Raw genomic sequence first — 20424 nt, forward strand, 5'->3', positions numbered from 1 at the left:
CGAGATGGGCGCGGTGCGGCGGGCGCCAGCTGCTGCTCGACGGCGGTCGTGGTGGTTCCGCTTCGTGCACCGTCATCGTAGGTCAGGCCTTCGATCGGCGGGACGCCGAAGGGTTCGTCACTGCCCACTTCATGATTGGTGACGATCGTGCTGCCGTCAGCTGCCGCGAAAACACCGTTCGCATCAGGATCACCGGGTACCTGCGCGCCGTCCGACAGGCGGGTTCAACCGGACGTGGACACCGCGGTGTAACTGAATCCGGCAGGGAGGGACAACAGTCGGGCAGGGACCGGAATCAAGGGACCGTAACCACCGGCAGAACCTGGTGCAGCTGCCGCGAACGCCGGCCGGGCCAACGCGTCGACCCTTCCGGCCAGCGCAACACCGAGTCCGGTCAGAGCGGTACGGCCCAAGAACTTGCGGCGATCGAGGGGTGAAGCGGTCACGTGTGCCCCTCCAGGCTGTGTGAATCGGATGCGCGAACGTTATGGAGACGATGTGTCCGGGAGGGCTGGTTGTCGTGACAGCGCGGTGAACGGGCCGGTAAGCCCCTATCGGATCTTGGCGCCGTACACGTGTTCGACCGTGAGCGTCATGAGAACTCGTCGGTCCTCCACCATGACGGAGCGGTATTCGTCCCAGTCCGGATGTTCGCCGGCGCCGAGTCGGTAGTACTCGACCAGGGCATCCGCTTCGTGGCCGTTCGGATCGATTCCGGGGCCGGTCAGTGTCACCGATCCTTCGGCGGTTGCCCAGGAGAAACCATCGGCGCTGGTGTACTCGACAGCTGCCCTCGGGTCCCTCCGCAGGTTCGCCGTCTTGGCGCGCCCCTCGGTCATGGACACGAGAATCGTGTCGGTTTCGCGGTCGTACACCGAGGTGACCGGCGACAGCTGGGGCAGTCCGTTCGATTTGATCGTTGCGAGGATGCCGAGTGAGCTGTCGGCGATGAGTGCACGGGGGTCGAAGTCTTCGTTGGCCATGTCCTCCTCAACCGTCCGGTTGGCGTTGCGATTCCCGGCGAGCCTTCACGAGGGTGACTGCGCCACGAATGTGCGGCACCGCCGACGGCTGTTCGGCCACCCTGCGGTAACCGGCGTGGTCGTACATCCGCAGATTGCGATCGCTGTCGGCGCCGGTGAACAGCGAGAACGTGGTGCACTCCCCCGGTGCTCGATCCTCGATGGTTTCGAGAAGTCGACGACCGAGGCCCCGGCCGGACATGTCCGGGGCAACCATCAATCGCCCGATCTCCCAAACATTTTCGTTCCGGGTGCCTCGAACTGCTCCGACGAGTCGGCCGTCGGCGCGCGCCGTGATCACCAGGGAATTGTCGATCCAGGCGCGTACGGCGGCCAGGTCTTCGTGCAGTGCGGGGATGTCGAGAGTTCGGTTCGCGATTGCTTCGGAGACCCAACAGCATCGCTGCAGCACCAACAGCTCCGCCGCGTCGCGCTGCTCGCCGTCGGCCAGGGCGATCCCGGTATCCCGCATCGAAGTCATTCGCGACTCCCCTTCCCGCGTTCGGCCGTTTCTGTTCACGATTCCGATTGCCGCGCCAATTGCGCTTTCAGATCGGCGATCTCGGCGAGTATAACCTTCTCACGCTCCTCGGCCTTGCGCTGATACACGGCAGAGAGATCCGCGAGGTACTGCTTGTCGAAGCGCGGAATGATGCTGCGGGTGCAGTTCCAGTCGAACGCCTCGACGGCGATGATCACGCTCCGTTCACACCTGGCTGCCACCTCGATCGAGCCGATCTTCCGAAGGCGATTCAAGAGGTCGGGGTCGTCCGCCGCCTCTACCGTGCGGGCACGACCGAACAGCTTGATGCGTTGCCGGTTGGGGTAGTCGGCAATGAACAACGCCACACGATCGTCGTTGTCCAGATTCGACGCGGTCACGTACTGACTGTTTCCCTTGAAGTCCGCGAAGCCGAGGGTTTGGTCGTCGAGCACCTGCAGGAAACCTTTCGGTCCACTCCGATACTGGATGTACGGCCACCCGGATTCGGTGGTGCTCGCGATGTGGAACTGATCGATCCCTCGGATGATCGCCTTCTCACGGGTATCGAGAGGTTCGGCGCCGTCATCCGGCCGTTCGGTGTGGCGGCCGTATGCAGTCCACCCACCGTCGCGCTGCTGACGTGCGGCGCTGGCTGCGCCGAACACCAAGTGGTGATAGTGATTGTTCACTCGATCGAGGGTGCCACTCGCCGGCCCATCGGTCGAACTGTCCCGCGTCCACGGGCCGTAGGTACGATCGAAGTCATAGCTACGGCAGTGATGAAGACTGCCACAACGGAAGGAGCGGGCCTTGGCCGACGCCGATGGACATCCCGATGTCGAGGAATACGATCTCTCCTCCGTGCTGGCTGCTCTCGCGGACACCAATCGCCGCAAAGTCGTAGCGCAGCTGTACTACGAGCCACAGGGCACCGAACAGTTCTGCAGCGTGTTCGGCATGCCCTGGGCACCCTCGACGCGGACCCATCATTTCCGGGTACTGCGCAAGGCGGGTTTGATCTGGCAACGCGACGTCGGAAACGGCCGGATGACGAAACTTCGGCGCGGCGATATGGAGCAGGCGTTCCCCGGCCTACTGGACGCAATTCTCGCCGCGGACCGAACCGGTCACCCGGCCGAGCCTGCTACCAGGTAACCGGTATTGACACCGGTCGGTGAACGAGTACACCTGTCTCCCAAGGGACCTCGCCGTCAGGAACGGCAAGCTCGAGAGACGGAAACTCGGTGACCAGCCGCCGGAGCACCTCCACGATCTCCATCCGGGCCATGGCCGCGCCCATGCAGTGATGCATGCCGTATCCGAATTGCAGGTGGCGCTTTCCGGTGCGAGAGAGATCGATCACTCCCGGGTCGGGGTACTCGGAAGGGTCCCGGTTCGCGGAGTGGGCGTCCGCATACACGATGTCGCCCGGATGCAGCACACCGCCGGACAAGGTGATCTCGCGGGTAGTGACCCGAGGGAAAGTCGAGATACGGCCCAACGGTAGGACTCTGAGGAACTCCTCGACTGCGGACGGTATGGATTCCGGGTTGCCGACGAGGTATTCCCAAAGCTGGGGGCGAGCGAGCGCGACATACGCGATCTTGGTGATCACCGAAAGTACGTTCTGGTCTCCCCCGACCAGGGAGCCGAGCAGAATGGCAGCGTACTCGGCGTCGGTAACCGGCGGTGTCACCGAATCCCGCGCGTCGAGGAGATCGAGGACAAGTCCCGGACGGAGTTCTCGTCGGCGAGCGACCAGATCTTCGATGTAGTGATACAGCGTCCAGAAGTCGGACAGAAGCTGGTCAACGTCGGTGTCATGGGCCAGCTGCATCTCCCGAGACAGGTGGCGAAAGTGGGCGATGTCGGACGTCGGAATGCCCAGATAGTCCACGTTGACACCGATTGTCACCGGGTCCAGCAGTGCGCCCACGAGGTCCGCACTTCCCCGTGATTTCTGCTCTCTCAAGGTGGCGACCGCGCCGTCGAGAACTTTGTGGACCGCAGGCACCCGGTGGGTCATGGTGGCGGCACTGTAGGCGGAGGCGACGAAGCCCTTCAGTCGACCGTGGTCGGGATGGTCGAGATTGAGCAACATCTCTGTCGGCATGATCGTCGGGAGAAACGTGGGGCCGTCGTCCACATTCGTCTCTGCGCGGACGAAGCTGACGTCGGTGAGCACTGCGTGCACGTTGCGGTAGGTGCTCAGATGCACTGCGGTGTGCCCGCTGGGCAACTTCACCTGAGCCAGTCCGCCGCGGGAACGCTTCCGCAATGGCTCGATCATGCTCGGCGGCGTGATGTGTGCGATCTCGTCCAGATCTACTCGGACGGTATCGAGTGCGTGGGTCACGACGTGACTCCTTCGGGTTCGGAACCGATTTCGCGGTCGGTGGTGCGTCGGGATCCTGTACGGACCGCGACGATGGCGATGGTGAGAACGACGAGAAGAGCGATGAGCACACCGACGGTCGTCGTGAACGCGGACTGGTAGACGTCCGGGTGCCCGTACTGTCCGGCAGCGGTGTCGCGGGCTGCCTGTCCGGCAAGTTGTGCACCTACGGCCGTGGACAGAACGACGGCGTATCCGGCGACGAACACCGCTTCGCTTCCGATTCGGAAAAAGTTCAGAAGTCCTGCCGCGGTGCCACCGCGTTCGGCCGGCACCACCGACAGGGCGTGGCCGTCGACGAGACCGATGGGCAGACCGAAGCCGAGTCCGAGCAGGATCATCGGCACGATGATCGCGAGCACCGAACGATCGTCCGAGAGTGCGAGTATCCCGGCGTTGCCGAGAATCAGCGCCGCGAGACTCAGATAGATCACCTTGCCGATGGTCAACGCCGGGAATCGAGTGACCAAGGTTCCGATGGCAACTGGCGCGACGAAAACGGGGATGGTCATTGCCAACATGAGCAGCCCGGACGTCCCGGCGGACAGGTCGGTGATCCCACTGAGGGCGGAAGGCAGGTAGGTCAGGAGTGTCACGAATCCGATCGAGCCGGCGACCGGCACGAGGCACATTGCCAGGAACTCGCGGTTTCGCAACAGACCGAGATCCAAGATCGGCCCGCGATCTCCGGTGGAAGGCTGTGCGGTCGGCAGGAGACGTGTTCCGATGCCGGCTGCCGCGAGTATCACCGCGTGTACGACGAAGACTCCGCGCCAGTCGATCAACGAGATCAGGATTCCGGAGATCGTTGGGCCGAGTGCGAGACCCAATCCGTTGACGGTACCGAACAGTGCAAATGCCTTGGTTCGTCGCGATCCTTCGTACGCGTTGGACAACAGTGCGGTGGCGCCGGTGAGGATCGCGGCCGCACCCACACCGGCGATCACGCGAGCGATGTCGAGTGTGAGCAGGTTCGGAGCGACAACGCTGCCGATGCTGCCCGCGACGACCAACCCGGTCCCGATACCGAACGTTCGTCGATGACCGATGCGGTCGCTCACCGCTCCCCACACGAGTGTCGTCAGGGCAAAGGCGATGTTGAATCCGTTGACAACCCATTGCAACGCGGTGGGATTGGATCCGAGGTCTCGGGAGACGAGAGGTAGGGCGATCGCAGTGCCCGCGATGGCCATCGGAGTGACGAATTGTGCGGCAAGTACGACGGGAAGAGTGGCGGCACTCGGTGGTCCGCTCGGTTGTTCGGGTTCGGTGGTCGGCTCGGTTCCGGCGATTTCTGTCGACATTGATTACCCCTCGAATGGTGGGCGAGTTGGTTGTGAATGTGTGCGGTGGCTGTCCGCCCTCTAGCTACTATGACAGTAGTAGCTACTATTCAGGTAGTACAACTGTTCGTGACACGGCTGAATACAACACTCGACCCCAGGAGAATGCGATGACGATGGTGTCTCGGACCCGTCGGACCACACCCGAATCCGTTGTGGAGACCGATGTTCTGGTGGTAGGTGGCGGTCCGGTCGGAATGCTGGTGGCCGCAGAACTGGCGTTGCAGGAAGTTCGCGTCATCGTGATCGAAACTCGAACCGAGCTGGATTTGCGCCCGCGTGCCGGTACTGTGCATGCCCGCTCGCTCTCGTTGCTGGCGCGCCGAGGCTACGTCCCATCCGTGACGCCCGACGCGATACTCGACGACCCCGACGGAACACGCCGTGCACCATTCCAGTTCGCGGCTCAGCCGGTGCTGGCGATCACGGCACCGAGCGTCGAACCCGGCCCGATCGCAGGTATCCCGCAAGCGCGACTCGAGGCGGCATTCGAGGATCGCGCACGAGCGCTCGGTGCGCAGGTAATGCGCGGCCACAGCGCCGTAACGCTCCAACACGACGACGAGTGCGTAACGGCGGACGTGTGGGACATCGCCAACGACCGTGCCCTGCGCATACGCGCCGACTATGTCGTCGGCGCCGACGGCGCTCGCAGCCTCGTCGCACGGGTCGGCGACTTCCCGGCCCGTACCTACCCCGCGACCATGAACGCTCTGGCAGGCCTTGCAGTTTCGGACACGCCGACCGACATTCCGCAGGGCTGGAATCCCACACCCACCGGATGGACCATGCACAACCCGAATCCCTACGGGCAGGCACGCATCATCGCCATGGATTTCAGCGCGCCCCTCGTCGAGCGAAACGACCCGACCGAGTCCGAGTATCGAGAGCGTCTCGGATACGTACTCGGAGAACCGCCCGCGCTGAGCGACGTCGATCATCTCACTCGTTTCAGCGACCACGGCCGGTTTCGCACCCGGCTGCGGGACAGGCGGCTGCTCCTGGCAGGGGACGCTGCCCACAGCCATTATCCCTTGGGTGGACAGGGTCTCAACACGGGAATGCAGGATGCCTTTGCGCTCGGATGGCGGCTTGCTCGGGTAGTCACCGGACGTGAAGACCCGAGGGTTCTCGACAACTACTCGCGGGAGCGGGTGGCGGTCGCATCTGCTGTCGTCGGCAACACGGTGCTCCAGTCTCGGATGATGAATCCGCGGACCCCGGAGCTTCGTGATGCCGTAGTGGCGATGCTTGCCGTGCCGGTGGTCCACGACGCCGTCGGGCAGCTGATCAGTGGGCAGTTCCAGACCGGTTTCCAACACGATTTCGTGGTCACCGACGCAGAGGGGCGGGTGCGTACGCTCGCCGAACTGCTGCAAGAAGGGCGGTTCGTGGCCATCCGGCCCGACGAGCACACACCGATGCCCGATGCGCCGGCCGACGCGGTGCTCGTGACCGGCAAGGTATCGCCGGACCAGACCTGGACATGTGCCCTGATCCGGCCCGACGGATACCTGGCGGCGACCCTGTGAGGTGAAGTTCAGGGCCGCCATTGCTCGAGTATTCGGCGCACTTCGGAGATCGATTGCTGGGCGTCGTGGAACTGTACGGCCTCCCAGCCGGAGGTCCGTGCGGCAGCACAGTTCTCGGCGAGATCGTCGATCAGGATGCACTGTTCGGGCGCCACTCCCACACTGGCGGCCGCAATGTCGAAAATCTGCGCGTCGGGCTTGCGGAAGCCCACCTTGCACGAGTCGATCATTCCGACGAGCACGTCGTCCAGGTCGATCATGCTGCGCCAGTACGGCTCCCACTCGACGACATTGTTGCTGAGGATCCCGACGCGGGTCCCGCTCTCGGCCAATTCGACAGCGAAATCACGCACCGCTTCGTTCACCCGATGCCCGGCGAACCACTGCCGCCCGAAGTCCGCCTCGCTGCGTGACAGATCCAGAGCAGGTTCCTTGACACGGATGGCGGCATGCAGTTTTCGCACCCATTCCCGTTCGTCGAGCAGACCCAGTTCGATCGGAGCCAGCGGCGGTAGCCCGTACTCCGAGCCCACTTCCGCGATGGCGTACTTGAACAGGTCCACGGGAATTCCGGTGACCACCTCGTATCGTTGGAACAGATCCTCCAACGGAGGCGAAAGCACTCCGCCGAAGTCGAACCAGACGAAGGGTTCGCCTGCGCGTGCGGCGGTCACTGGACCATGGTCCAGACGTCTGCCGGGCGAAAGCGCAGCTCCACCTGACCGGTCGCCATCACTACGTCCCCTTGAGTCAGGCTCACCCGAGCTCGCGCGCCGCCCTCGGCGTCGGGAATCGGAACCGCTGTCGCAGTGGCCACCGTGTCGCGTTCGAACTCGCCGAAGTTGGTGAACTCGATCCCGAGGCGGTGCATCACCATTCGGCTGGTGTCCAACCCGAGAATTGCGTTGGCCGCCGCCATCGCAGCCTGCCTGGCCGCTTCGAATTGCAACATGCCTGGAACGTGGTCGAGGGCATGGTCGAACAGGGACGGATGGTTGGTGTCGATGATCGTCAGCGCGGTGAGTTGATCGCCCACCAGCAACGGGTTGGCAAGAATGGCATTGCGCGGGTTGTGTCGACCGACAGACACCGGCCGCATCCGCGCCACGGGCAACGGATCCGGAATGGTGTGCTGTGCAGGCAATCCCAACGATTCGCGCCCCCGGAGCCGAATCCGGTTCCACACCGGGGCCGGCATCCATTGATAGACCATCACCTCACGTGCGGCTTCGCGGCCCTCGATCTGCGCAACCATCTCCAGCGACAGACCGACGACCTGCTCGCCCCGACGCTTCTCCTCGACCACTCGCGCCTCGATGACGCAGTGTCCCGGGCAATTGCCGATCCGCAGGGTGTCCGGATCGGCAATGGTGAAGTCGGCAGATCCGAAGACGAACTTCTCAGCTCGAGCGACTCCGACGAAGGCGTGTGCGTAATAGATCGCCACCTGTCGGAACACCTCGATCAGAAGCAACGGGTCGTAGGTCGTCGAAGTCCCCCGGTGGTCACTGAAATACGAGTGATTGCGCGGCAACTGGGCGGCGAAAATTGCGCCGTCCGCCGTCTCCTGGGCATCGGTGAGAAACACCTCGGCGATAGATTCCCGATGAACGATGCCCCGGGGAATATTGCGGTCGAAGGTCAATGGTTGCGCAGTCACGGTCATGGTCGATCCTTCCTGTGGGTTTGCGGTGTGGTTCAGCGGACGGCGATGTCGTAGGCCCAGGCGTTGACACTGTTGCGCGGCGGGTCGAACAGCGAGGTCGGGTTGTGAATCCCCGAATCGGCCGCGACGCTGTTGCGATCGGTGTACAGCGGGATCGCGATGGCGTTGTCGAGCAGGTAGCCGGTGATCCGGTCGAACAGGCGGGTGCGCTCTTCGCGGTCGGTCGCCTTGGTCGCTGCGACGAGCCACCGGTCCACTTCGGGGTCGGCGAGCTTGGAACCGGCCACGATGGATCCGATGGTGATCCCGTCCACCTGCCCGTACTTCAGGTCCGGCGAGGTGGACCCGTACGCACGATTGAACTGCAGCGAGAGATCCAGTCCCCCGACCTGACGCGGGAACGCTTCGTAGTCGTTTCGGGCAAGCAGGTCGTAGATCTGGGCGTTCTCGACGTACTTCAATTCGACCTCGACACCCAGGTTCTGACGAAGTTCGGCCTGCCAAGCCTCGAGGAAGTCGTCCTCGGGGTAGATCGGCGTCGTCGCGACCAACCTGATGGTCAGCCGACGCCCGGCATCGTCGGTACGGAATCCGTCGGAGTCCGTACCTTTCCAGCCCGCTTCGTCGAGCAGACTCCGGGCGGAATCCACATCGGCTGTGCCGGTGTTCTCGTATTTGGCGTCGTAGTAGGCGCTGTCAGGAGAGATGAGGCTCCACGCCCGCTGCTGAGTTCCCTTCGTCAGGTTGTCCACGACGGACGCCACGTCGACTCCCTGAACGATCGCTCTCCGCACGCGAACGTCGGTGGTCGGACCGTTCGTGCGGTTGAGCATGATCACCGACGGCGAAGCCGCCGAACCGATTTGTTCGTACTGGAAGTCGCCTGCGCCGTCGAAGAGTGCGATGTCGGTGGCCTTCACGGTTCCGATCGCATCGACTTCACCGCTTCGCAGAAGTCCCGCTCGTGTGGATGCGTCGGGCACGTACTTGACGACCACCTCGTCGACGTACGCGGGACCTTCGTGCAGTGCTGTCGCAGGGCCCCACCGGTAGTTCGGGTTCTTGCGGAACCGGATCTCCTGCCCCTGAACGGCATTCTCCAGGACGAAGGGACCGCTACCTACCAACTCGTTCCCTGCGGTGAGCGTGTGTTCGTCGGCTGCGAGGCTGCTCGGTGCGATGATCGCACCGCTGAGTCCCGCCAGTGTGGAGAGGAAATCGGCGCGGGGCGTGGCGAGTGTGACGCGCACCTTGAACTCGTCGAGGACGTCCACGCCGGCGACACTCGAGTACTGGAGCAAACCGAGCGTCGTCCACGAGGGCGACTGCGGGTCCCGGAGTGAATCGATGTTCGCCTTCACTGCGCTGGCATCGAACTTCTCGCCGTTGTGGAAGGTGACGTCCTCGCGCAGCGAGAACTCATAGACGGTGCCATCGGGTGAGATGGTCCAGTCCTTTGCCAGCCATGGATGGAACTCCTCGTTGCGGTCCTCGGAGATCAGACTGTCGTAGCTGTTTCGGAGAACCTGGGAGGCATCGAACGGTGCGCCGTAATGCGGGTTGAGGCCACGTTCCGGGTAGCTCGGCAAGGCGATGGTGAATGTCCCGCCCTCCTGTGGGGGCGATGTGGGACCGGTACCCGCACTTCCCGGCTCGGGATCGGAAGCGCAGCCCGCGATCAGGGCGGTGCCGAGGATCAGAGTGGTGAACAGTCGAATGATGCGTTTATGCACGCGAGTAGCTTCCTGTGAGGCCCGATACCGTCGACTCGGGTACGAATGGTGGCCGCGGTACGGATTCGAGTAGTGCACGGGTATATGCGGAGGTCGGGGCGCTGAAAACGTCTTCGGCCGAACCTGATTCGACGATCTTTCCGGCGTTGAGGACCAGCACCCGATGACAGACCTGTCGAACGACCGCGAGATCGTGCGAGATGAAGACGATGCCCACTCCCCGAGTCCGCGCTAGTTCGGAGATCAGAGAAAGAATCTGGGCCTGCACCGAGATGTCGAGCGCCGAGACCGGCTCGTCGCACACCACCAGTCGGGGCTGTGACCCAAGTGCCCTGGCGATGTTGACCCGTTGGCGTTGTCCACCGGAAAGGTCACGCGGATGACGATCGATGGTGTCCGCAGTCAGGTGGACGGCGTCGAGTAACCGCGCGACTTCTGCGCGTCGCCCACGTCGATGAACCCTGAGGGCAACGCTCTCCTCGATGATCTCGCCGACGCGGTAGCGAGGATCGAAGGACCCGACGGAATCCTGCGCCACCAGTCCGATTCGGCCGGGGCTCCGCGTCCTGCGAGTGAGTTCTTCGCCCTCGAAGAGCATCTCGCCGGTGTCCGGATCGAGAAGTCCCGTGACCATCTTCGCCACGGTGGACTTCCCCGAACCGGACTCGCCCACGATGCCGACAATCTCACCGGCGGTGACGTCGAACGTGATTCCGGAGGCTGCCGGTACGCGGCGCCCCCGTACGCGATACGACTTGCCGAGCCCCGTCGCCGCGAAAACCGGTCTGTCCGGCGGAGGCGAAGCGTCCGCTCGGCCGTGCGGCACCGACGCGATCAACTCTCGGGTGTACTCGTGTTGCGGTTGCCCGATGACCTGCGCGGCGGGCCCCGCTTCGACGACCCGACCCGACTTCATCACCAGGATGCGATCGGCCACCGAAGCAACCACCGCGAGGTCGTGACTGACCAGGATCATCGATCTGCCCTCGCCGACCTGGCGGACGAGGAGTTCGAGTACCTGGGCCTGGACGGTGACGTCCAGAGCAGTGGTCGGCTCGTCCGCGATGAGAATGTCGGGGTCGCCGGCCAGCGCGGACGCAATCAGGGCACGTTGCCGCTGGCCACCGGACAGCTGGAAAGCGCGCTGCCTGCGGCGAATCGCCGGGTCGGGTACACCGACCGAGGCCAGTAGCTCGTCGATCCGGGTGTTGCGCTGTTTCCGCGGCAACGCGCGCAATGCCTCACCGACCTCGTCTCCGATGGTGCGAAGAGGGTCGAGCGAGACCAGCGCGTCTTGCAGCACGAGACCGACGCGATGCCCGCGGACCTGCCTCCACGCCCGTTCGGTCCGGTGCAGGGCCGAGGTTCCGAACAACTCGAACTCGTCGGCACGAACTCGAGCACCCTCGCCCGCGAGACCGACGAGGCTGCGCGTCGTCACCGACTTCCCCGAACCGGACTCGCCCACGATGGCGACGATCTCCCCGCGTCGTAGATCGAGGTCGACCCCCTTCACGACATCGTCGCTTTCCGAGAAACCGACACGCAGGTTGCGGACGCGGAGCATCGTGTCGCGATCCTCGACGGTCTCGTCCGCAATGGACGGTGGCGCAACGGAATCCGTTGTGTAGGACAACGTCATGGCGTCTTCCTTCGTTCGAACCGGTGACCGGCGTATCTGCCGAGCACCGTGGTGGCCAGCACGACGGCAGTGATCGCGAGACCGGGGAAAGCCACCGACCACCAGGCAATCCGCAAATCGCCCTGCGCGTCCGCGAGCATCGACCCCCACTCCGGATCGGGCGGTTTCGGGCCGAACCCCAGGAAGCTCAGCGCCGCTGTGCCGAGGATGCTCGTGCCGAGACCGAGAGTGACGACGACCGGAAGCGACCGCAGCGCATTCGGCAGAACGTGGCGGAACACGATCGACGTCGTCGACCGCGTGAGCAGGCTCGCTTGAGCCACGAACTCACTGCCCCGAACGGCGCGGGTCTCCGCGCGCATGACCCTCGCGAATCGCGGCACCGACGCGATCCCGATGGCCAGAATCAGATTGGGTGTACCTGTTCCGGTGAAGGTGATCAGGACGAGAGCGAGGAGAATCTCCGGAAAGGCTCCGAGCAGATCGAAGGTGCGCGAAGCGGCCGCATCGACGACTCGGTTCCCGATGCCGGCCACCACGCCCAGAATCACTCCGGCGACAACGGCGAGCGCTGTCGCCGAGACGCCGATCAACAGCGACAACCGGGCACCGTGAACGACTCTGGTGAGCACGTCGCGACCGAGCTGGTCGGTTCCGAACGGATGCGCGAAGGACGGCGCGTGGTACGCGTTTGTCAGGTCGGTGTGATCGCCGGACGCGATCAGGTTTGGCGCCAGGGCGGCGAGAACAACCAGTGCAAGCACGGTCGCCGACAACCACACTGCGGCAGGGTGCTTCGGGATCGAGACCCCTCGTCGTCGGAGGGAGTCGATGGTGGTCATGCCGTTTCCTCCCGAAGTCGCGGGTCGATCAGCAGGTAGGTGAGGTCCACGAGCGTCGTGACAATCAGATAGACGGCTGCCGTCAGAAGGGCGACACCGAGAACGACGGGGATGTCCGAGTAGGTGACGGCCTCGACGATCACGCGCCCGATGCCCGCGCGGCCGAAAACTTGCTCGATGACCACGGTCCCCGTCAGAAGTCCACTCACCGCCCAACCTGCAAGAGTCGCGGCCGGAATCAACGAATGACGCAGGCCGTGCCGAAGACGCAGGCTCGTGGCACCGATCCCCCGCGACCGGGCCGTGAGAGCGAACGGTTGTTCCAATGCTCTCTCGATGCCTTCACGCATCACTTGCGCCAGCACTGCGGCGATCGGCAACGCCAGCGTGATGGACGGGAGGATCAAGCGTTGAAACTCGTTTCCGGCGGTAACCGGGAGGACCTTCAGTGTGAACGCGAAAACCCAGATCAGGATCAGGCCGGTCCAGAAGGGTGGCGCTGATGCGACAACGACTTCCGCAGTTGAGACGGACCTGCTGAGCACGTCACGCCGCCCAGCCGTCAGCACGGCGAGCAACGGAGCCACTACCACTGCCAGAACGAGCGCGCACCCAGCGAGCTGCGCACTGGTGACCAGTTGCTCGCCGAACAGCACCGACGTCACCGGTTCGCCGCGCACGTACGAATAGCCCAGATCGCCGTGAAACATTCGACCGAGATGCATGCCGTACTGGACGAGGAGTGAGCGATCGAGTCCCCAATCGGCTTCGATCCGAGCGCGGAGCGTCGGGTCGCTCGACTCCCCCATGATTGCGGTGACGGGATCACCCGGTGTCACGTGCACGGCGAGAAACGCCAGCGTGATTGCTGCCCACATCATCAACACGGCGGACACGACAGCTCCCACGACCCGACGTATGACGACGCGCTGGTCGACCCTCATCGGGCCGGTTCCGAAATGGGGGCTCCGACCAAGCTGCCCCATTCCGTCCAAGAACCGTCGTAGACGCGTACGTCGCGCCCACCGAGAAGATCGGTGAGGATCAGCCAGCCGAGAGCTGCTCGGTGAGACAACCGGCAATAGGCGATGGTGCGCCGGCTGAGGTCGACCCCCGCCGCTTTCACCCGACCGCGAATCTCGTCCACCGGCAACAGGAGTCCGCGACTGTCCAGCAAGTCCTGCACCGGAAGACTCAGCGCCCCGGGAATGTGCCCGGCGCGCTCGGCTCCGTGGTCGATCGGCTCGGTCGCCGGGGACACACGCAGCCCGGCGAACTCTTCCGGTGAGCGCAAGTCCAGGATCGTCGTCGACGTGTCGATAGCTGCCAGCACCTCCGTCCGCCCCACGACGAGTTCGTCGAGGCGCGGAGCACCGAGCGGCAGTTGTGCCGAAACCGGATGGGGCGCAACGGATGGTGTTGTCGTGGCGACCGTCGGTGATTCGTTGTCGAGCCAGGCAGGAACACCGCCGTCCAGGTAACGGAGATCGCCGCCTACACCTACGGCAGAAGCGACCCAGATCGCGTAGGCGGCAAACTGGGTCGGGTCGCCGGCAAACACCACGGTGGTGTCTGCGCGCACCCCCCAGGCGTGCAGGTGTTCGACGAGTGCTCTCGGCGAGATGAACTCACGACGCGAGCGGTGCCACAGTAGATCCTTCCAGTACACGGCGTGCGCACCCGGGATGGTGCTCGGTTCGGACGCGGCAGCCGGCGTGCGGCTCACCTCGACAACGACGACCGTCGGGTCCGACAGATGGTTTCGCAACCATCTCGCGTCGACGACGCGATTCGTCTCGACGTCTCGCATGGCAGGCCTCTCGTTCGCTTTCGCCGTGATCCGATGACCCCGGCGAGGAAAACATAAGACCTCGATGCACTGCCGTGAACACAAAAAGTCAGCGCGACGCGAATTATGTGTTCACATACCTGGGACACATAATCTGTCGTCATGTTTCATCGGAACCGACGAAAGAGGCCGGATGTCAAGCGAACGTCTCGCACTTCTCGTGTCCGCGGTGCGACTACGTGACGATCCCCCCGAGAAGTTGGTAATACTCGATGTCGGGATCGGCTCCGCCCGAGCGCGATTCGCACTGCGCCACCTGCCATCGGCACGGTATGTCGACGTCGACACCGATCTCGCGGGGCAAGCCAGTGCCGAGTCCGGCACACGTCCCCTTCCGGCGTCGAACGACCTCACGGCCGCATTGCGCTCGTGGGGTATCGATTCCGACAGCACAGTCGTGGTCTACGACGATGCCGGAACTGCGCCGGCAGCACGTGCCTGGTGGGTACTGAAGTGGGCCGGTCTCGCCGACGTCCGAATCCTGGACGGTGGGCTGCAGGCATGGGATGCGAGCGGAGGACGGCTCGTGTCCACCATCGCACCGGTCACTGCTGGAACGGTGACTGCATGTCCGGGTGGCCTTCCGGTTGCGCACACCGCAGATGTCGCAGGCCTACCTGCACACGGTGTCCTTCTGGATGCACGTTCACACGGGCTCTATCGAGGTGAAGACGAACAGGGGCACATACCGGGCGCTCTCGCTGCCCCGGTTGCGGACGATTTCGACGAGAACGGGTTGTTGCGTGACGAGGCAACACTGCGTGCGCGATATCGACACCTGGGTCTGACAGATTCGGTCCCCGCAGCGACGTATTGCGGCAGCGCGGTCGCAGCGGCACTACAGGTGTTCGTGCTCGCAACGTTGTCCATCGAAGTCGCGCTGTATCCGGGATCGCTCTCACAATGGACAGCTGACCCCGCCCGGCCGCTCGTTCGAGGTGACGCCGCACCGAAGCCCGTGACCACATCCTGACCCTTGCCCGACACGTTCGAACGCCTGGAGCTCTCATGGCAGATCTGCCACGACACGTCATTCTCAATGCCAACCTCATACCCGGAGGCACACTCGGCAGCCCGTGGCGGCGCGCCACCAAACCACCGGAGCACTTCACGAGCATCGATCACTATCTCGACGTGGCGCGCGTCGCCGAGCGTGGACTGTTGGACGCCGTCTTCCTTGCGGACTCGCCCGACGTGCAGGCCAAGGACTGGAACTCGCCGAGCCGCTTGCTCGACCCGTTCGTGGCACAAACAGTGATCGCGGCCCACACCGAACGTATCGGCCTGGTCGTCACCGCGACCACCTCGTACAACGATCCATACAATCTGGCGCGGTCGTTCGCCGCGCTCGCTGCGGTGTCCGGTGGGCGGGTGGGATGGAACTACGTCGTGACCGGCGGAGACGCTGCAGCACGCAACTATTCACTCGACGCCGCGCCCCCGAAATCAGAGCGGTACGCGCGCGCCGAGGAGTTCATCGACGTGGTCACGGCACTGTGGGATTCGGCGCCCGCGGGATCGATCGTCGGTGACAAGGCGAGCGGCCGCTACCTCGATCCCGCCCTGGTGCGCCCGATCGACCACGACGGCACCTTCTTTCGGGTTGCCGGCCCACTGAAAACGCCGCCACTTCCCCACGGCAGGCCGGTGCTCATCCAGGCGGGCGCATCGACACACGGGGTCGAGTTGGGCGCAAGGACCGCCGATGCGATCTACTCGGCACATGTGGACCCCACCTCTGCGATGGACCGACGTGCGGAGATCCGTCGTCGGGCAGCCGATGCCGGGCGCGATCCCGACAGCGTGAAACTGCTTCCGGGGCTGATCGTCGTGCTTGCCGGCACCGAAGCCGCTGCGAGAGAACGAGAACGCGAACTCATCGATCTCATACCCGATGACGTGCAACTGCTGAACCTTGCCGAGCGTCTCGGCGTCGACCCCGCCCTCCTCGACCTCGACGCACCATTCCCTTGGGGTGCGATTCCAGACGAGAACACCGATGCGGGATCACGAGGCCAGCGTGCGGTCCTGCTCGAGAACGTGCGAAGAACAGGATCCGACACCAGGGGCGCAGCGCGTCTTCTCGCCTCGGGCAGTGTGCACGCGAAGGTCGTGGGTGACGCCCAGCAGGTGGCGGACTTCATCACGGACTGGTTCGTGAGTGGAGCGTGCGACGGATTCAATCTGATGATCGACGAGCTCCCCGGCGGCCTGGAAGATTTCGTCGAGCAGGTGCTCCCGATCCTGCGGGGTAGAGGGATTTTCCGCACGGAGTACGACACCACGAGCTTGAGAGGCCATTACGGGCTATGACGGCACCTTCGCTGTTCGTACAGTTGCGGAGCGGTCCACCTGTCGCCGAGATCTATCGGCGCACTATCGAGATCGGTGTGCACGCCGAACAACTCGGCTTTCGCTCCGTCTGGTTCGCGACGCGCCACTTCCAAGCGCACCATGCGGCGTTGCCCTCCGTGTTTCCTTTCGTGGCCGCCGTCGCCCAGCACACCAGCAGGATTCGGCTGGGTACGGGAGTCGTGACGGTTCCGTTCGAACACCCCGTGCGTCTGGCGGAGGATGCTGTCGTCACCGACACCCTCGCTGGAGGTCGGCTCGAGTTGGGTCTCGGGAAGGGACTGGGGTTCGGGCACTCCGCGTCGAGTTACGCAGGATTCGGCGTCGCCGACTCGAATCGAGAATCTCTCTATGCGGAGCGCGTGACGACTCTCCACCGCATTCTCGAGACCGGACACGTCGTCGACGGCGTGGCTCTCTACCCGCCACCAGGGACCCTGCGCTCGCGAATCTGGCAGTCGACCGGAAACATCGAAACAGCCCGCCGGGCAGGTGCCGCCGGAGACGGGCTACTCCCCCACGGCAACTCACAGGCGCGTGCGGGCGGCAGCGTCACAGAACTGGTCGACGCATATCTGGCCGCGTGCCCTACCGAGCCACGAATCGGTTCGAGCCTGGCGGTGCTACCGGGCGACAGTGAACGTGATTCGTTGGAGATGCTCGATATCGATATCCGCTCGAGCCCCGCGTTCTACCCGGATTTCGACAGTGGGTCGGGCCGTGAACGATTTCTCGCGGACAGCCTGATCCGTTTCGGTGCCGCCGACCGGATCGTGAATGATGTCGTAGGCGACCCGGACCGTGCTGCAACCACCGATGTGCTGTTCTCCATTCCGCTGGCGGTGAACCACCCCCGCTATCTCGACTGCCTGCGCCGCATCAGCGAGGACATTGCACCGCAACTCGGGTCCCACCCGATTCGATGAGGAACGGTTCAGTCCAGGAACTCGCGCTGGGTGGAATCGGCTGCCGAGGCAAGAAGATCGGCCAACTCCGTGACACCGGCGGCGTCGTCGGGCAGCTGGGGTACCGCCACCCGCACCGCACCACGCCGACTCTGCCCCACATGTGACTTCGCAGCGGAGCCGACGATCACGCCGCTACGGGCAAGGCTGAGCAACGCTCCCTGCTCGTCGGCCACATCCACCCAGATCACCAGGCTGTTGATTCCGGACTTCGCCGTGACGCCCCGATCGGCGAGTGCGGAGAGCAGTCCCGCCCTGCGGGCCGAATAGCGTTCGCGCACGGTTTCGATCAACGCTGACGTCGCGCCGTCGGTGATCAGGTGGGCCAAGGCATTCTGCAAGATCCTGCTGTTGGCGGCAATACCGTGCACTCGGGCATGGATGGCCTGCTCGACCAACTCCGCACTCCCTCCGATTACACATGTTCGGATATCCATGCCGAAGGCTTTGCAGTAGCTGCGCACCCGAACACAGTGTTCCGGAAAGTGATTACCGAGCGACGGAGCCTGTGACCGAGCGAGCGGACCCACTGCGTCGTCCTCGACGATCCACGGCAGTGACCGGCCCGCCGACAGCACCGCCGCGAGCTCGGCCGCACGCTGCTCCGACATCGTCCCGAGCGCGGCATACGCCCCTTCCGGCTGGAGTACCACCACCGACGGCCCTCGTTCGAGAGCCGCGGCGAGCGAATCGGGAACAGCCCCGTTCTCGTCCGATTCGATACCGACCACGTCGTAGCCGACATCGCGGAGAGTATCGAGGAACCCCGGCATCACCGGTTCCTCCACCGCGATGAGCGATCCACTCGGCGCGACCGCGTCCACTGCCAGAAACAACCCCTCCGATCCGCCGCCTGCCACGACGAACGCCTCGGCGTCGAAGGGCCACCCATCGACCACCGCGTCGCGCAATCCCTCTGTGATGTAGTCGCGGCCCGGACGGTTCAGCTGGTCCGTGCGCAGACCGGCGAGCATCGCAGGTGCCAGATCGGGTAGGAGGTCGTAATCGGGACTGCCGGTGAGCAGATCTCGGGCAGTCAGCGAGCGGCCCGGATCTTCGCTTCGCCACACCACCACCGTCCCGCCGCGACGATTGGTTGCGATGAGACCGTGTTTTCGCAGTTCTCCCCACGCATTGACGACGGTTCGCGTGCTCAGCCCGCAATGTTGGGCGAGTTCCCGCACGGTCGGTAGACGAACGCCGGCCGCGAGGTCGCCGTCCCGAATCAATTGTGCTGTCACCGTTCGCACGGACTCGGACGTGTGGGGCGAGCTGGACTCCAATGCCTGCAGAAGGACTGTCGATCCAGCCTCCGACTCCACGTTTTGCACCTCGCCAGTATGGCAGACATATGTGTTCACACGTCGATTTGTGTTGTCGCATGATTCGAAATATGTGTGCGCATTCGATGGTGGGGCGCCGTCGACTTCCACTGATCGGCCTGCGCGTCGCCCTGCGAGAGGGCACTGTCGGATACGAGGAGACGACTGAGGAAAGGACTCGATCATGAGCCTTCGCATCATCAACGTCCGACTGTTCGACGGCGACGGCCTGTCCGAACGGTCGACGCTCACAGCATCCGACGGCCTGATCACTTCGATCTCCAGCGGCGATGTTCCCGGAGAGATGTGTACGACGAGCGTGGAAACGCTGGACGCCGACGGAGCCACCCTCCTGCCCGGGCTCGTCGACGCCCACCTGCACCTCTCGGATCGACACGATCTCGACCTACTGGCCGCCAACGGCATCACCACCGCCTTCGACATGGCCTCCTGGCCGCCCGAGTTCACGAATTCTCTTCGCAATCAGTCGGAAACGACCGCAATCCTCAGTGCGGGGGTGCCGTTCATCGGTCCCGACGGCCCACACTCTCACTTCGTCACCTCCGACCACGCGGTCGTCACCGATCCGAAACAGGTTCCATCCGAGGTGAACAGGCGGATCGCCGACGGGTCCGACTTCATCAAGATCGTGCTCGAGGGACCGGGGCGTGGTGGCCCGAGCCCGCAGGTCGCGCGCGCCGTCGTCGAGGCCGCCCATCGCGGCGGCGTGCGGGTCGTCGCTCACGCTGCCAGCATCGAATCCTTCCGTCTCGCCGTCGAGTGCGGAGCAGACATCGTCACCCATGTCCCGATGGACGCACCGGTCGACGCCGACCTTGCCCGACGTCTCGCGCAGGACGGGCGCATCACCATTCCCACACTGTGTGTTTCCGAAACGTTGACCAGCGCAGTCGATCGCCCCGGAACCGACTACGTCAACTCCCGGGACTCCGTTGTCGCGCTGCGCGCTGCAGGTGTCCCGGTGCTCGCCGGGACCGACTCCGTGGAATCTCCGGGAGCGCCCTTCTCGATCCCCCTCGGCACCTCGCTTCACCGTGAGTTGGAACTCCTCGTCGACGCAGGATGGTCTCCGTCCGAAGCGCTCGGCGCGGCAACGTGGTTGCCCGCGCATCATTTCCACCTGGACGATCGCGGAGCGCTCACCCCCGGTCGTCGCGCCGACCTGGTGCTCGTCGAAGGGGATCCGACGGCCGACATCGGCGCGGTACGAGACATCGTCGATGTCTGGGTCGGAGGTGAGCGAATTGTCCGGTGAA

Annotated in this window: 19 protein-coding genes and 1 pseudogene; 6 read left to right on the forward strand and 14 right to left on the reverse strand. The window is 64.2% G+C overall.

The window, feature by feature from the left end; all coding sequences use genetic code 11:
- Positions 1–38: 38 nt before the first annotated feature.
- From ACFWO3_RS08850 to ACFWO3_RS08865, 4 genes and pseudogenes are all read right to left on the reverse strand, one after another.
- Positions 39–446: pseudogene (locus tag ACFWO3_RS08850) on the reverse strand (alkaline phosphatase PhoX); the annotation flags it as partial.
- A 105-nt stretch (positions 447–551) separates the two neighbouring features.
- Positions 552–983: a PPOX class F420-dependent oxidoreductase gene (locus tag ACFWO3_RS08855; protein WP_378576233.1), complete on the reverse strand. Its 432-nt coding sequence runs from the start codon at positions 981–983 to the stop codon at positions 552–554.
- Positions 984–990: 7 nt separating this feature from the next.
- Complete coding sequence (locus tag ACFWO3_RS08860; protein WP_378576236.1) at positions 991–1503, reverse strand: GNAT family N-acetyltransferase; 513 nt, start codon at positions 1501–1503, stop codon at positions 991–993.
- A 35-nt stretch (positions 1504–1538) separates the two neighbouring features.
- Positions 1539–2195, reverse strand: coding sequence for a pyridoxamine 5'-phosphate oxidase family protein (locus ACFWO3_RS08865; RefSeq protein WP_378576239.1), 657 nt, complete (start codon positions 2193–2195; stop codon positions 1539–1541).
- A 121-nt stretch (positions 2196–2316) separates the two neighbouring features.
- Here ACFWO3_RS08865 and ACFWO3_RS08870 point away from each other — a divergent pair, with 121 nt between their 5' ends.
- A complete protein-coding gene (locus ACFWO3_RS08870) occupies positions 2317–2661 on the forward strand; it encodes an ArsR/SmtB family transcription factor (RefSeq protein WP_378576241.1) in 345 nt (114 codons plus the stop codon).
- On the opposite strand, the gene ACFWO3_RS08875 is transcribed toward ACFWO3_RS08870, so the two are convergent.
- Both ACFWO3_RS08875 and ACFWO3_RS08880 read right to left on the reverse strand, forming a co-directional pair.
- On the reverse strand, positions 2651–3862 hold the full coding sequence (locus tag ACFWO3_RS08875) for a cytochrome P450 (protein WP_378576244.1): 1212 nt from the start codon (positions 3860–3862) through the stop codon (positions 2651–2653). The genes ACFWO3_RS08870 and ACFWO3_RS08875 overlap by 11 nt on opposite strands.
- On the reverse strand, positions 3859–5205 hold the full coding sequence (locus tag ACFWO3_RS08880; RefSeq protein WP_378576246.1) for an MFS transporter: 1347 nt from the start codon (positions 5203–5205) through the stop codon (positions 3859–3861). Before ACFWO3_RS08880 ends, ACFWO3_RS08875 begins: the two co-directional genes overlap by 4 nt.
- 149 nt (positions 5206–5354) lie before the next feature.
- On the opposite strand from ACFWO3_RS08880, the gene ACFWO3_RS08885 reads away from it, so the two are divergent.
- Entirely contained in the window at positions 5355–6776 is a 1422-nt protein-coding gene (locus tag ACFWO3_RS08885) for an FAD-dependent monooxygenase (RefSeq protein ID WP_378576249.1), read from the forward strand.
- Positions 6777–6784: 8 nt separating this feature from the next.
- Here the strand turns inward: ACFWO3_RS08885 and ACFWO3_RS08890 are convergent, their stop codons facing one another.
- The 7 genes from ACFWO3_RS08890 to ACFWO3_RS08920 are packed head-to-tail and all read right to left on the reverse strand — an operon-like array spanning position 6785 to position 14469.
- Positions 6785–7450: an HAD family hydrolase gene (locus ACFWO3_RS08890; protein ID WP_378576251.1), complete on the reverse strand. Its 666-nt coding sequence runs from the start codon at positions 7448–7450 to the stop codon at positions 6785–6787.
- A complete protein-coding gene (locus ACFWO3_RS08895; protein WP_378576254.1) occupies positions 7447–8442 on the reverse strand; it encodes a ScbA/BarX family gamma-butyrolactone biosynthesis protein in 996 nt (331 codons plus the stop codon). Before ACFWO3_RS08895 ends, ACFWO3_RS08890 begins: the two co-directional genes overlap by 4 nt.
- A gap of 32 nt (positions 8443–8474) precedes the next feature.
- Entirely contained in the window at positions 8475–10175 is a 1701-nt protein-coding gene (locus ACFWO3_RS08900; protein ID WP_378576256.1) for an ABC transporter substrate-binding protein, read from the reverse strand.
- The gene (locus tag ACFWO3_RS08905) at positions 10168–11817 is read right to left on the reverse strand and encodes an ATP-binding cassette domain-containing protein (protein WP_378576258.1); all 1650 of its coding nucleotides are present in this window, start codon (positions 11815–11817) and stop codon (positions 10168–10170) included. Before ACFWO3_RS08905 ends, ACFWO3_RS08900 begins: the two co-directional genes overlap by 8 nt.
- Entirely contained in the window at positions 11814–12659 is an 846-nt protein-coding gene (locus ACFWO3_RS08910; protein WP_378576261.1) for an ABC transporter permease, read from the reverse strand. Before ACFWO3_RS08910 ends, ACFWO3_RS08905 begins: the two co-directional genes overlap by 4 nt.
- A complete protein-coding gene (locus ACFWO3_RS08915; RefSeq protein WP_378576263.1) occupies positions 12656–13603 on the reverse strand; it encodes an ABC transporter permease in 948 nt (315 codons plus the stop codon). Before ACFWO3_RS08915 ends, ACFWO3_RS08910 begins: the two co-directional genes overlap by 4 nt.
- Entirely contained in the window at positions 13600–14469 is an 870-nt protein-coding gene (locus ACFWO3_RS08920) for a sulfurtransferase (protein ID WP_378576265.1), read from the reverse strand. The genes ACFWO3_RS08915 and ACFWO3_RS08920 overlap by 4 nt, the downstream gene beginning before the upstream one ends.
- Positions 14470–14641: 172 nt before the next feature.
- Between ACFWO3_RS08920 and ACFWO3_RS08925 the strand changes: the two genes are divergently transcribed.
- From ACFWO3_RS08925 to ACFWO3_RS08935, 3 genes are read left to right on the forward strand one after another with little or no spacing between them, the layout of a single operon-like run.
- Complete coding sequence (locus tag ACFWO3_RS08925; RefSeq protein WP_378576267.1) at positions 14642–15481, forward strand: sulfurtransferase; 840 nt, start codon at positions 14642–14644, stop codon at positions 15479–15481.
- Between the two features lie 35 nt (positions 15482–15516).
- Positions 15517–16821 carry an NtaA/DmoA family FMN-dependent monooxygenase gene (locus ACFWO3_RS08930; RefSeq protein ID WP_378576270.1) on the forward strand — a complete coding sequence of 435 codons (1305 nt, stop codon included), beginning with the start codon at positions 15517–15519 and terminating at the stop codon, positions 16819–16821.
- The gene (locus ACFWO3_RS08935) at positions 16818–17786 is read left to right on the forward strand and encodes an LLM class flavin-dependent oxidoreductase (RefSeq protein WP_378576273.1); all 969 of its coding nucleotides are present in this window, start codon (positions 16818–16820) and stop codon (positions 17784–17786) included. The genes ACFWO3_RS08930 and ACFWO3_RS08935 overlap by 4 nt, the downstream gene beginning before the upstream one ends.
- A gap of 8 nt (positions 17787–17794) precedes the next feature.
- On the opposite strand, the gene ACFWO3_RS08940 is transcribed toward ACFWO3_RS08935, so the two are convergent.
- A complete protein-coding gene (locus ACFWO3_RS08940; RefSeq protein ID WP_378576276.1) occupies positions 17795–19147 on the reverse strand; it encodes an aminotransferase class I/II-fold pyridoxal phosphate-dependent enzyme in 1353 nt (450 codons plus the stop codon).
- 184 nt (positions 19148–19331) lie between these two features.
- Between ACFWO3_RS08940 and ACFWO3_RS08945 the strand changes: the two genes are divergently transcribed.
- Positions 19332–20423 carry an amidohydrolase family protein gene (locus tag ACFWO3_RS08945; RefSeq protein ID WP_378576279.1) on the forward strand — a complete coding sequence of 364 codons (1092 nt, stop codon included), beginning with the start codon at positions 19332–19334 and terminating at the stop codon, positions 20421–20423.
- Position 20424: the final 1 nt, after the last annotated feature.

Source organism: Rhodococcus sp. NPDC058521 (assembly GCF_042719695.1).
GTDB lineage: Bacteria > Actinomycetota > Actinomycetes > Mycobacteriales > Mycobacteriaceae > Rhodococcus_F.

Coding starts and splice junctions, on each gene's coding strand:
- ACFWO3_RS08855 (WP_378576233.1), bottom strand. CDS start 983: ATGGCCAACGAAGACTTCGACCCCCGTGCACTCATCGCCGACAGCTCA.
- ACFWO3_RS08860 (WP_378576236.1), bottom strand. CDS start 1,503: ATGACTTCGATGCGGGATACCGGGATCGCCCTGGCCGACGGCGAGCAG.
- ACFWO3_RS08880 (WP_378576246.1), bottom strand. CDS start 5,205: ATGTCGACAGAAATCGCCGGAACCGAGCCGACCACCGAACCCGAACAA.
- ACFWO3_RS08885 (WP_378576249.1), top strand. CDS start 5,355: ATGACGATGGTGTCTCGGACCCGTCGGACCACACCCGAATCCGTTGTG.
- ACFWO3_RS08895 (WP_378576254.1), bottom strand. CDS start 8,442: ATGACCGTGACTGCGCAACCATTGACCTTCGACCGCAATATTCCCCGG.
- ACFWO3_RS08905 (WP_378576258.1), bottom strand. CDS start 11,817: ATGACGTTGTCCTACACAACGGATTCCGTTGCGCCACCGTCCATTGCG.
- ACFWO3_RS08910 (WP_378576261.1), bottom strand. CDS start 12,659: ATGACCACCATCGACTCCCTCCGACGACGAGGGGTCTCGATCCCGAAG.
- ACFWO3_RS08915 (WP_378576263.1), bottom strand. CDS start 13,603: ATGAGGGTCGACCAGCGCGTCGTCATACGTCGGGTCGTGGGAGCTGTC.
- ACFWO3_RS08920 (WP_378576265.1), bottom strand. CDS start 14,469: ATGCGAGACGTCGAGACGAATCGCGTCGTCGACGCGAGATGGTTGCGA.
- ACFWO3_RS08925 (WP_378576267.1), top strand. CDS start 14,642: ATGTCAAGCGAACGTCTCGCACTTCTCGTGTCCGCGGTGCGACTACGT.
- ACFWO3_RS08930 (WP_378576270.1), top strand. CDS start 15,517: ATGGCAGATCTGCCACGACACGTCATTCTCAATGCCAACCTCATACCC.
- ACFWO3_RS08935 (WP_378576273.1), top strand. CDS start 16,818: ATGACGGCACCTTCGCTGTTCGTACAGTTGCGGAGCGGTCCACCTGTC.
- ACFWO3_RS08945 (WP_378576279.1), top strand. CDS start 19,332: ATGAGCCTTCGCATCATCAACGTCCGACTGTTCGACGGCGACGGCCTG.